This window comes from Arcicella aurantiaca (assembly GCF_003148625.1).
Lineage (GTDB): Bacteria > Bacteroidota > Bacteroidia > Cytophagales > Spirosomataceae > Arcicella > Arcicella aurantiaca.
The window spans coordinates 11,309-23,546 of the sequence record NZ_QGGO01000014.1 but is presented as its reverse complement, the minus strand read 5'-3'; the positions used below and the strand labels follow the sequence as shown (position 1 = coordinate 23,546).

General features: G+C 34.0%; 8 protein-coding genes. 3 read left to right on the top strand and 5 right to left on the bottom strand.

Going from position 1 to position 12,238, the window contains the following annotated elements; genetic code table 11:
* Positions 1–254 precede the first annotated feature (254 nt).
* A complete protein-coding gene (locus tag LV89_RS13795) occupies positions 255–833 on the bottom strand; it encodes a TetR/AcrR family transcriptional regulator (RefSeq protein ID WP_146199162.1) in 579 nt (192 codons plus the stop codon).
* Positions 834–1,506: 673 nt separating this feature from the next.
* On the opposite strand from LV89_RS13795, the gene LV89_RS13790 reads away from it, so the two are divergent.
* Entirely contained in the window at positions 1,507–2,862 is a 1,356-nt protein-coding gene (locus LV89_RS13790) for an aldehyde dehydrogenase family protein (RefSeq protein ID WP_109743492.1), read from the top strand.
* A 71-nt stretch (positions 2,863–2,933) separates the two neighbouring features.
* Here LV89_RS13790 and LV89_RS13785 read toward each other — a convergent pair whose 3' ends face one another.
* Positions 2,934–3,221, bottom strand: coding sequence for a hypothetical protein (locus tag LV89_RS13785; RefSeq protein ID WP_109743491.1), 288 nt, complete (start codon positions 3,219–3,221; stop codon positions 2,934–2,936).
* Positions 3,222–3,578: 357 nt separating this feature from the next.
* Here LV89_RS13785 and LV89_RS13780 point away from each other — a divergent pair, with 357 nt between their 5' ends.
* A complete protein-coding gene (locus LV89_RS13780) occupies positions 3,579–4,589 on the top strand; it encodes a fatty acid desaturase (RefSeq protein ID WP_109743490.1) in 1,011 nt (336 codons plus the stop codon).
* Positions 4,590–4,897: 308 nt separating this feature from the next.
* Here the strand turns inward: LV89_RS13780 and LV89_RS13775 are convergent, their stop codons facing one another.
* The 3 genes from LV89_RS13775 to LV89_RS13765 form a co-directional block, all read right to left on the bottom strand.
* Entirely contained in the window at positions 4,898–7,225 is a 2,328-nt protein-coding gene (locus LV89_RS13775; RefSeq protein ID WP_109743489.1) for a glycoside hydrolase family 65 protein, read from the bottom strand.
* A gap of 201 nt (positions 7,226–7,426) precedes the next feature.
* A complete protein-coding gene (gene pgmB, locus LV89_RS13770) occupies positions 7,427–8,071 on the bottom strand; it encodes a beta-phosphoglucomutase (protein ID WP_109743593.1) in 645 nt (214 codons plus the stop codon).
* 4 nt (positions 8,072–8,075) lie between these two features.
* Positions 8,076–9,989, bottom strand: coding sequence for an alpha-amylase family glycosyl hydrolase (locus LV89_RS13765; RefSeq protein ID WP_109743488.1), 1,914 nt, complete (start codon positions 9,987–9,989; stop codon positions 8,076–8,078).
* Between the two features lie 229 nt (positions 9,990–10,218).
* Between LV89_RS13765 and LV89_RS13760 the strand changes: the two genes are divergently transcribed.
* Complete coding sequence (locus tag LV89_RS13760; protein WP_229201518.1) at positions 10,219–12,225, top strand: alpha-amylase family glycosyl hydrolase; 2,007 nt, start codon at positions 10,219–10,221, stop codon at positions 12,223–12,225.
* Positions 12,226–12,238 lie beyond the last annotated feature (13 nt).

The window sequence follows — 12,238 nt, the reverse complement described above, 5'->3', positions numbered from 1 at the left end:
TCCGTGATGCTTTATTTTGTTTAAAAGACACATTAAACAATTTCATTAATGATTATTTTACAGTCACAACTACCAGCAGGAGCAGAGAAATTGTTCTCACTTGGTTTTTTTATATTATTATTGGTAGGCTTATACTTTGCATTCAAGATTTTTAATAAATCTAAGAAGTAGGGTGAAAAGGAAAAAGTCTTTAAGTGATAAGATAGATTTTATGACTTACCACTTAAAGACTTTTAGACACGCTCATTTTGTCATTATGCTTTTTTTATGCCGTCCCAACAGGTAAAAAATGCTAATTCCAAATCTGAAGAAGTCATTTGAAATTCACCAGATAGTTGTAATTTGATGATTGAAGAGGCACTTCCAGTAACAAATGCAACTAATATTTTAGGGGGAATATCTCTTAAAACTTGCGTAAAAACTGCTTTGCGTAAAAAATCATAAATTGGCGAATCAAGCACCGATAACTCAGCTTTCGGAATGGTTGATAAATATGGAGAATTAGCAAATTGTTCCAAAAAATAAAACTCTTTTGGGTTTTTTATTGCCTCATTAATCATTTGAAGATAAAAACTTCTAAATCTGTCTTTGAAAGGCTTTGCAGTATCGTCATTTTTAAAAAGATTTTCGATGTTTTTTTGTTTCAATTTTACGTATAATGCACAAATCAATTCATCTTTACTTTTGAAATAATGATAAATTGTACCTGCCGCCACATCTGCTTGTTTTGCAACCTCCGACATGGGAGAACTATGAAAGCCATGTTTAGAAATGAGTTCTAACATCGCTTTAAAAATAGCATCTTTTTTATCGAAATCTTTATTGTTTTTCATCGGTTTTGTACTCAAAATGATACTTTTGGTATAATATAAAGTGGAATTTCTAAATTTGTGGTCTAATGTACTCAATTCTAATAATTTAACCGCTATTAAAAAGAATATACTTTGCTAATGGCAGATAATTAAATGTATTCGTAGAATTATTGGTATTTGTTAGTAAAATGAATGTTAATTGATGGAGTTACATCAAAATAAAACTGCGTAGAATCTTCTTTAGCACTTTTTAAATCTATAATGGTTGTGCTTAATAATCTTTTGACTTTTGGGTTTTCCTTCATTGACAACCGAATTTACCATTGCGAAGGGTCAAATTTCTGAATCAGCATCATTGATGTTAATTTTTGTCTTTTTATTTTCTTCTCTTTTTGATATTGATTAGACAAATGGAATGCCAAAATGATAATTGACCTTCGTAGGAAGTGTTTTAATGTTGTAAAACAATATCTTTTCGGCTGCAAATAGCGGATTTTTTCAACGGTAACTCTGCTATGTTTTCAAAATACCCATTACTCAGGATATTTTTGATAAATATATGGTTGGAAACAATAATATTGCTTTGTGTAGTAACTTTAATCATAACTTTGTTTATCGGAAGAATGGTTATGAAATAATAAACAATAAAATAAAGATGTTTTGACATCCAGTTTATATCTAAAATTATTAGTAGATGAATGTACGAAATCCACGAACTGGAGAGTTCGATTATGAAATTTTTCCACTTAGTCTTGAAGAATTAGAAAGTAAAATTTATGAGTTGAGACAAGCTCAAGACGAATGGCAAAATCAAACTTTAGACTTTAGAATTGAAACACTTAGAGCTTGGAAGAACACGCTTGAAGAACAAAAGGAGTTGTTAATAGAAGCTCTTACGATTGATACAGGCAGAAATTTAGAAACCCAGATTGAAGTTGATTTTTTGTTAAATTCAATTGACCAATGGTGTGATTTAGCAAAGATTTTTTTTGAAAAACCAGTTTTGGGCGTATCATCTATTACGTCGCTCAACAAAGAGGTTCAATTTGTGCCTTATCGAGTAATAGGAATTGTTTCTCCATCTACGTTTCCTTTATTTTATGCTGTTTTGGATACAATACCTGCATTATTAAGCGGATGTAGTGTGATTGTAAAACCGTCTGAATTAACACCCAGATTTACCGAAGTTTTGATTAATTCATTCGCAGAATTACCTCAAATGATAGAGGTCTTATCTTTTACGCATGGAGATGCAGAAACAGTTATCGGACTGACTAAATTGTGTGATAAAATCTGTTTTACAGGGGCAAAAAATTCGGCTAAGGATATTTTAAATGTTGCCAATGAATCTTTGAATCCTGTGGATTTAGAACTTGGTGGAAAAAATATTGCTATTGTAACTGAGTCTGCTGAGATTGAACGTGCAACCTCTGCCATAGTGTGGGGATGTGCTTTTAATGCAGGACAATCATGCAATTCTATCGAAAGTATTTATGTACATCGAAATATTTATCATCAATTTCTCTCTCGATTGGTTGGTAAAGCTAACTTGTTAGAATATACTTTTCCAAATGTAGAGAATGGACAAATAGGACCAATCATTGCCGAAAAGCAAGTAGAAAAAATCAACGAATTATTAGCTGATGCCATCAATAAAGGAGCGATTATCAAAGCAGGAGGCAGAGAATGTGAAATATTAGGTGGAGGAAATTATTGTCGCCCAACAGTTTTAATTAATGTTACGCCGTCGATGAAACTGCTAAAAGAAGAACATTTAGCACCTTTACTACCTGTTATTACGTTTTTTAATGCCGATGAAATTGCTCAAGTAAATGAATTGAGTTTTGAAGACAGTGTGGCAATTTTTGCTGGAAGCAACGATGAAGCATTGCAGATTTCGGAAAAAATAAACGTCAAAAGATTGACAATTAATGACATCGCAATTAATTCTTTATTGCCCGAAGTAAATGCAGAAAGATTTAATAAATTTTTGAAGCAAAAAACCTTACTCATTAATAATCAACAAGAAAAGAGTAATTGGTGGTATTAAGTATTTGGTTCAACCAATACTGATAAAGAGGTAAGTTGTAGGGAAATTTCTTCAACTTACCTCTTTGGTATTTATTGACATTTAGTGGCTGCAATTTGTGCTTTGTAATCTGCTCTTTGTGCGGTTGTTAATCCGGGGCAACTGTCAAGGTATGTGTTTACTGATGCTAAATAAGCCTCACAGTTGGCTTTTGTAGGTGAATTTGAAAAAGTAGTGGCAGCTTTACTTACTAATTCTGCGTTAGCCGCACAGGCATCAACTGAAGGTGTAACAGAATTGGACTTACAACCATAGTTTAAAATAAAAGCAGTTGTAGCTAAAAGTAGCGTTAATTTGGGAAACTTGAATTGTGTTTTCATGATTACTGGGTTTATTAAGTTTAAGGTAATTTTTGTAATAAATTGAAAAATATTGGAGCAAAACGTATGATTATTATCAATAAAAAAACTAATTAGACCTAAATTGAAAAAAACTGTTTATGTCTTAAATTTGTAAATAATAGTACGTTTTATTCATTACAAAATTCTGAATTTCAAAGCATTAGTTAGTAACCACTTAATAAACAAAACCGACCAGTTACTAAATAGTCAAATCATTTTCAAAAATTGTATTATTTGTTAAACAAATTGATAAAACGCTCTGTTCGATGTATATTTGTGGGATTTTTTTAAGATGACCATTAAATCCTTATTCATAAACATTTAACCAAATTGTCAATGGCATATCAACAAGACTTTACCTACGTTGAAGGTGTAGAACCACACCGTATTCGTACAAGAGAAATTTTAAAAGCTCACCCAGAAGTAAAAAAACTTATCACTAAAAACCCTATGACTATGGTTTGGATTCTTGCCTGTGTAGCAATCCAACTTGTTATGGCATATTTAGTGAAAGACCAAGCTTGGTATATTATCTTAGCTGCAGCATGGTTTATTGGAGCTTTTCCAGTTCATACTTTGTTCATTTGTATTCACGAAGCAGCCCATAACTTAATTTTCAAAAAGCCATCTTGGAATATTTATGCGGGAATTGTAGCAAATTTTCCTTCGTTAGCACCAACGGCAATTTCTTTCAAAAACTTCCACTTGAAACACCATGCTTTTCAAGGAGTTCATGAATTAGACGCTGACCTTCCAGACCAATGGGAAGCAAAATTGATTAATAATTATTTTATTGGTAAGGCTCTTTGGTTATTATTTTTCCCAATTTTTCAAGCAATTCGTACTCTTCGTTGTTTAGAGTTAGCCATTTTTGATAAATGGGTTGTTATGAATATTATTGCTCAAATTGCTTTTGATGCCGTTATTGTTTATTTCTGGGGATGGTCTGCATTGGGTTATATGGGAGCAAGTTTTATGTTCTCAGTAGGTTTGCACCCGCTTGGAGCAAGATGGATTCAGGAGCATTATTTAGTGTTGGATAAAAATCAAGAAACTTATAGCTATTATGGCGGATTGAACGGAATTAACATGAATGTTGGATACCACAACGAACACCACGATATGCCGTCAGTACCTTGGAATAATTTGCCAAAATTGAAAGCAGCAGCACCAGAATTTTATGACAACTTATTGTATCATACTTCTTTTGTGAAATTGCTTTTCACTTTCTTATTTAGCCAAGAAGTTGGTTTATATTCACGAATTGTAAGAAAAGAAAGAGGACGTGTTAGTTTGGACGATACCTCGATTCCAGATATTCAATTAGCTCAAGGTGAGAAAGTATAATTCTTGATTCTGAAAACTAAAAAAGCCCCAATTTGGGGCTTTTTTAGTTTTTGGAAATTGTAGATTTAAGTAGTCGAGCAAAAATTTTCGAGTGTTTCAATGGTAATTAGTGCAATCAATGCCCCAATAAGCGATATTTGATAAACACGATAACTTTTGCTCAATCACTTAAAATTCCAGTTATTTATTGTCTAACTTCCCGAAAGTTTAAAACTTTCGGGAAGTTAATCCAACACAAATATGGTTCGTTATTTTAACAAGTATTCTTAGTAACGGAATTATTTATAAAACCAATTTCTATTAACCACTTACACAGCTACTGCATCTTTTTGTTCAACGGTAAGTGTTGATTTTTCTGCTAAAACTTGTTCTTCGCCGTATAAGAAAATGCTTGTATCACCACCTGCTAAATTTTCAATAATTACTTCGTCAGACGTAGTTTTGATATTCAACAGATTTCCGCCAAAACGTACTTTAAATGAAAATGAAGCCCAATTTTCTGGAACGAAAGGAGAGAAGTATGCTTTTTCGTCTCTAACTCGCATTCCGCCAAATCCTTTTACAAGTGACATCCAAGTTCCTGCCATTGAGGTAATATGACATCCGTCTTCTGTATCGTTGTTATAATCGTCCAAATCCAAACGAGCCGCACGATTATAGAATTCATAAGAACGAGCTTTATCGCCTAATTTTGCTGCCAAAATGGAGTGAACGCAAGGACTTAAAGATGATTCATGAACAGTCATTGGTTCGTAGAAATCATAATTACGCTTGATAGTCGCCAAATCAAAATCATCTTCAAAGAAATACATTCCTTGTAAAACGTCAGCTTGTTTGATAAAACATGAACGCAAAATTCTATCCCACGACCATTTTTGGTTAATTGGTCTTTCAGCAGCTGGCAAATCTTTTACTTGGATAAGTTCTTTGTCTAAGAAGCCATCTTGTTGTAAATAAACGCCTAATTCTTCGCTTGCAGGGAAATACATATTTTCAATAATATGCTGAAACTTCCCAAATTCGTTGGTTTCATCAAAATTAGTGATGGTCGCTAATTCATTAAAACGAGCTTCATCTGTTGATTTGATGTATTCTGTTGCTTCAATAACATATTTCAAACACCAAACGGCAAAATAGTTGGTATAGAAGTTATTGTTTACGTTATTTTCGTATTCGTTTGGACCTGTTACGCCTAACATTACGTACTGTTTCTTCGCTTCCGACCAATTGACACGTTGAGCCCAGAATCTGGCAATGCCTAAAAGTACCTCAAAACCGTATTCTGCTAAATATTTCTTATCGCCTGTATAATTTACATAATCATAAATTGCATAAGCGATTGCTCCATTTCGGTGGATTTCCTCAAAAGTGATTTCCCATTCGTTGTGACATTCCTCACCATTCATGGTAACCATTGGATATAACGCCGCACCGTCTTTGAAACCTAATTTTTGAGCATTTTCAATAGCTTTTCCTAATTGTTTCCATCTGTAAACCAATAAATTACGAGAAACTTGTTGGTCGGCAGTTGCCAAATAGAACGGAATACAATAAGCTTCTGTATCCCAATAAGTTGAGCCTCCGTATTTTTCACCCGTAAATCCTTTTGGACCAATATTCAAACGAGCATCTTCACCTGTGTAGGTTTGGTTCATTTGGAAAATATTGAAACGAATTCCTTGTTGAGCAGCAACGTCGCCCTCAATCATGATGTCGTTCATTTCCCATTTAGAAGCCCATTTTTCAGCTTGTTCGGCTACCATTTTGTCAAAACCTTTCGCAGCGATTCTCTTTAAATACGCTTTAGATTTCAACAATAAATCATCTACATGATGGTTTTCAGAAGATAAATTACAAGCATATTTTACCAAAACTGTTTCTTCGTTGGCAGTAACGTTTAAGGTAACTTGACTCGCCACAAATTTCTCTGCTTTGATTGGAAATCCTTGAAAATCAACTGATTTCCCATTTTGAAAAATCTCAAAACGCTGACCTGTCAATACATGAAATCCAGTTTTTTTAGTTTTTAGCTCAATATAACCTTCTGCAAAAGCCGTTTCTTTTTGAATTTCCTCCCAAAATTTCTCGTCGTAATTGGCATCTTTGTTTTTAATGTCTCCGTCGATAAAAGGAGTTAAAACAATTTTACCATCAAAATTTATGGGAGTTATCGAGTAGCGAATTACACCAGATTCGTCATCAACAATAGAATTGATTCTCTTTGAATTAACTCTAACTTGCTTTCCTGACTTTAATGTAGCTGTAAAAGAACGTTCTAAATAACCGTCCTTCATATTCAAAACACGTGTAAAATCATTGACTTCGCAAGTGTTTAAATCTAAAATTTCGTCTTCAATTTCTACTTTTATTCCAATCCAATTGGCTGCATTTAGCACTTTTGCGAAGTATTCAGGATACCCGTTTTTCCACCAGCCTACACGAGTTTTATCTGGATAATAAACGCCTGCTACATAGTTACCTTGCAAAGTTTTTCCTGTGAAAGTCTCTTCAAAATTACCACGTTGTCCCATTCGTCCATTGCCTAAGGAGCAAACGGACTCCGTAATTTCGTTGTATTCACGATGGAAGCCTTCTTCGATGATGCACCATTCATCGTGTTTTAGATAGTTTTTCATTGTATTATCATAAAATGGTTAATGGCAAAGTAAACAAAACTCTTAGATTAACAATAAGAATAATCCATATTTCGCACGAAAATATTGGAAAAATTCTATTTCTTATTTGTAGTTTTTCATTTCCTGCGAAATTAAATTAAATTACCATAAGATATTTTGCTGTGCTAAGGTGTTTTTTGTATTATTTTCAGATAGCTAATTTTAAAACAATCTGTCAATAGTCATTTCTTCAAATCCTGCAATCACAAAATCTGCTTCGTTAAGAATATCTGCTGAACCAACGCCAATCACTTTCATGCCACCTGCTTTTCCTGCTTGTACACCTGCGACGGCATCTTCAAAAACCACACATTCTTCTGGTTTACAGTCTGTTGCTTCTGCACCCATTAAAAATACCTGTGGGTCGGGTTTTCCTTTGGTGATATTATTACCGTCGATGATGGCATCGAAATAGTCTAACATATTAATTCTTTCAAGAATCAATTTTGAATTTTTACTTGCCGAACCCAAAGCTATTTTGATGTTATCGGCTCTCAAACTGGTCAAAAACTCAGGAACACCTTTTAGCACTTCATCGGGAGTCATTTGCATTACTAAGTCTAAGTACCAAGCATTTTTGCGAGTTGCCCATGCTACTTTTTCCTCTTCCGAAAGTGTAACATTGCCCCAACCGAGGATTAATTCTAAGGATTCCATTCTTGAAATGCCTTTTAATTGTTCATTTTGGTGTTCTGTAAAATCAAAACCTAATTCATTTGCCAATCGTCTCCATGCTTGGAAGTGATAAACTGCGGTATCGACAATAACACCATCCAAGTCGAAAAGACACGCTTTTGTATTTCTCATTATTTTATTTTTGAAGTTCAAGTAAAGTGAATGACATCGCTGGAATTTTCAGAGATTTTAAATCTGAAATAGTAGCATCTGTCATGATATTTTTTGCGGAAGAAAAACCTCCGATATTTTCTGCAAATCGTTTCGTATCAAGTGTTTTTTCTTCTTTACTCTGACTCATAATTACCATGACGGTTTTGTCAGTAGTATGTCTGAAATATACATAAATACCGTCTTGTGGTAAATATTGGGTTAATTTTCCTGTGGTAATTGCTTCACTGTTTTTACGATAATTAGCGATTTTCTTAACAAATTCAAAGGCTTCATTCTCTTTTTCAGTTCTTCCAGAAGCTACAAATTTATTTACTTTATCGTCAGCCCAACCGCCTTCAAAATCTTTACGGACTTCAGCATCTGAAGGATTTTTGAAGTTTTTTGTCAAATTTTCTGTTCCGTAGTATAAATGTGGAACGCCCCGAGTTGTCAATAAAAAGCCAAGTCCTAATTTATACTTATTCAAATCTTCACCAATAACAGAAAAATATCTGTCTTGGTCGTGATTATCAACAAAAGTCATATTCAAATTTGAGTCCTGATAAAGTGCATCAGCCGCTAAAGTTGAATAAAGACGATTGAAACCTTTTCCCCAATTGAAATCTTCCTTCAAAGCATCATTAATAGCATTGGCAAGCACAAAGTCATTTGGCGAAGGCAAATTACTTTTGAAAGGCAGATTAATGTTATTTTTTACATAAAATGCCTGAGAATAAATACTTTGTACGGCATTCTCACCTGTAATAAATATTTTAGGATATTCTGCTTCAAGGGCATCATTCACACGATTCATGAAAGGCAAATCATTGTATTGGTAAGTATCAACTCTCCAACCATCAATACCAAAATTTTCAACCGTCCAAAGTGCGTGTTGAAGTAAATAATTAGCTACAAATTCGTTTTTTTGATTCAAATCTGGCAAAAAAGGCACAAACCAACCGTTTTGCATCACATTAAAATCTGCCTTATTGCCGTGTGTAATATCTACAACAGGTTCATCTCGGTAAGAAGTATTGGTGTATGTATCCCATTGATTTAACCAATTTTTCATCGGTAAATCCTTCAAAATCCAATGATTAATTCCAACGTGATTGTAAACGGCATCTTGAATGACTTTTAAACCTTTGGCATGAGCAGCGTCAATCAATTTTTTGTAGGCTTCATTTCCTCCCAAACGTCGGTCAACATTATATTGGTCAGTAAAACCATAACCATGATACGCCGAACGCATGGCATCGCCTTCTTTGGTTTGTGGTTGGTCATTTTCAATGACAGGGTTTAACCAAAGTGTAGTAACGCCCAATTCTTTGAAATAATCTAAATGATTTTGAATACCCAAAAGGTCGCCTCCATGACGTAAATACGGATTTGAGCGGTCGGCTTGCGTATCTGCCATATCTGCAAATTTATCATTTGAAGGGTCGCCATTTGAAAAACGGTCAGGAAGAATAAGATAAATAAAGTCTTTTGAATCAATTACTTGAGGTTTTTTTGTTCTGTTTTGTAATTGAAAAGGTTGAGTAATTTTAACAATTTGGTCAATAAATTTCTTTTTCCCTTTTTGAATTTTTATCGTTTTTGACAACTCAATATCCATTTGTCCAGCCTTAGTTTCAGGGGAAATGGTAAGGTCTAAGAATAAATAATTGGGATTTTCAACCTTGTTGACCTTGTCTAAAGAAACCCCTTGATAATTGATTTTTACATCACAATCAGCAATATTTTTGCCGTAAACTAACAATTGAAGTTTCGGATTTTTCATGCCAACGTACCAATTTGTTGGATTAACCCTTTGAACAGAAGGCGTTTGCCCAAATTGAGTAAAAGGAAAGGAAATTGCCCAGACAATTATCCAGAAGAGGAGATTTTTTTTCATTGTTTTTAAAAATGGATGGTTAATGGATATTATGTAGGATTTAGAAAACCATTCAATTGAAGGATTAACCACAAAGGTTTTAGTAAGCCCTAAACCCTAAATACTAATTCCTAACTTCAAAATAAAGCATAAGCAGTATTTTATCATAGAAAAATGATGCTTACTTTTGAAGATAAATTTAAAATTAAGGTGGAAGGTAACTCTATTTAACCCTAAAAAACTCTTAATAATGATTCACAAATACCTACCCTCGATGGTGTTTTTTGTGATTTTGAATGCTCCTGCAATGATTTTTGCTCAAACCACAAATCCAAAATCAGTTCAAAAAACTAATCCAACCCAGTCAGTAAAAACAAGCGTAAAGGTTGCATCGACCACTAAAAAAAATGTAAAATCAAGCATTGATTCATCAAAAAAAACAAATCCTAAGGTATCCATGGCTAAAACCACTGTAAAACAAACAACTGTAAAGGACTCTTTAACTGCGAAAAGCACCAAGCCTTCCAGCAAGAAAACGACTGCAATCAAGAACGATAAATTGGTTGTTTATCAGATGCTTTTTCATTTGTGGGGTAATAAAAATACTACCAACAAAATGAATGGTTCTGCTGAGGAAAATGGTGTAACTAAATTTAAAGATGTTAACGATTTAGCCCTCAAAAAGTTGAAAGACTTTGGTTATTCGCACTTGTATATGACAGGTTTGATTGAACACGCAACCATGGAAGATTTAACGGCTTTAGGGATTCCCAAAGACCACCCAGACGTTGTAAAAGGTCGTTGTGGTTCGCCATTTGCCATTAAAGATTATTATGATGTCAATCCATTTTTTGCTACAAATCCAAAGAAAAGAATGGATGAATTTGAGGCGATGTTGGATAGAGTGCATAAAAATGGTTTGAAAATGGTCATGGATTGTGTACCTAACCATTTGGCTCGTGTTTATCATTCAGATATGAAGCCTGAAAGTATTAAAGATTTTGGAGAGGACGATGATAAATCAAAAGCATTTGCACCATACAATAGCTTTTATTATTTACCGAATACACAATTTCAAATTCCAGAAGGTGTGGTTTCGCCTGTGAAAGCAGATGCTCCTTATGTTGAAAAACCTGCAAAAGTTTCTGGAAATGATGTTTTTACTCCAAAACCAACGATTGACGATTGGTTTGAAACAGTAAAATTGAATTATGGCGTTGATATTTTACACGGAAGACAAACTCATTTTTCACCAATTCCAACTACTTGGATTAAAATGGTAGGTGTTCTAAAATATTGGGCTGCGAAAGGCGTTGATGGTTTCCGTTGTGATATGGCTGAAATGGTGCCTGTTGAGTTTTGGAAGTATGCAACAACTGAAGTTAAAAAGGATTTCCCGAATACTATTTTTATCGCTGAAATCTACAATCCGAGAGAATATCACAATTATATTAAAGTGGGTGGCTTTGATTATTTATACGATAAAGTTGGTTTATATGATGCTCTGAGACGTTTAGTTGAGCAAAAACCAGAAGCAACTGTTGAAGATATTACTCGTGTTTGGCAAAATGAATCAGGGGATATTTCTCAAAATATGCTTCGTTTCTTGGAAAATCACGATGAACAACGCATTAATTCTCCTGCCTTTGCGAAAGGCGACCCATTTGCTGTTATTCCTGCCATGGTGGTAACGGCAACTTTACATTCGGGACCTTTGATGATTTATTTTGGTCAGGAAGTAGGAGAGAGTGCCGACGATAGAGAAGGATTTAATCAAGCAGACGATAGAACGACAATGTTTGATTTTTGGGGAGTTAAAGCACATCAAGCATGGATGAATAATGGTAAATTCGATGGAGGACAATTAACGCCAAATCAAAAATATTTGAGAGAGTTTTATGGTGATTTATTAAAATTTGTCAATACTTCAGATGCCGTGAAATCGGGAGAATTTTATGATTTGCAATACGTTCAAGGTGAAGGCTACGACCGTAGAAAAGTATATAGTTATTTGAGATATTCTGGCAAACAGAAATTGTTGTTTGTTTGTAATTTCAATCATACACAGGAGCAAAATATCAATCTTAATATTCCTGAAGGTGCTTGGAATGCGATGGGATTAGACATCAAAACGCCAAAGACACTCAAAGGTAAATTTAATCAAAAAGCTCAGTTAACGATTGACCCCGATAAAGCGGTTTCTTTAAAAATATCGCCAAATTCGGTAGTGGTTTATGAGATTTCGGAGAAAAAATAGTAATTTTCATGCC

Excerpts from the sequence above, each read along its gene's own strand:
- pgmB (WP_109743593.1), bottom strand. The coding sequence starts at position 8,071 with ATGAGAAATACAAAAGCGTGTCTTTTCGACTTGGATGGTGTTATTGTC.
- LV89_RS13760 (WP_229201518.1), top strand. The coding sequence starts at position 10,219 with ATGATTCACAAATACCTACCCTCGATGGTGTTTTTTGTGATTTTGAAT.
- LV89_RS13775 (WP_109743489.1), bottom strand. The coding sequence starts at position 7,225 with ATGAAAAACTATCTAAAACACGATGAATGGTGCATCATCGAAGAAGGC.
- LV89_RS13780 (WP_109743490.1), top strand. The coding sequence starts at position 3,579 with ATGGCATATCAACAAGACTTTACCTACGTTGAAGGTGTAGAACCACAC.
- LV89_RS13785 (WP_109743491.1), bottom strand. The coding sequence starts at position 3,221 with ATGAAAACACAATTCAAGTTTCCCAAATTAACGCTACTTTTAGCTACA.
- LV89_RS13765 (WP_109743488.1), bottom strand. The coding sequence starts at position 9,989 with ATGAAAAAAAATCTCCTCTTCTGGATAATTGTCTGGGCAATTTCCTTT.
- LV89_RS13790 (WP_109743492.1), top strand. The coding sequence starts at position 1,507 with ATGAATGTACGAAATCCACGAACTGGAGAGTTCGATTATGAAATTTTT.
- LV89_RS13795 (WP_146199162.1), bottom strand. The coding sequence starts at position 833 with ATGAAAAACAATAAAGATTTCGATAAAAAAGATGCTATTTTTAAAGCG.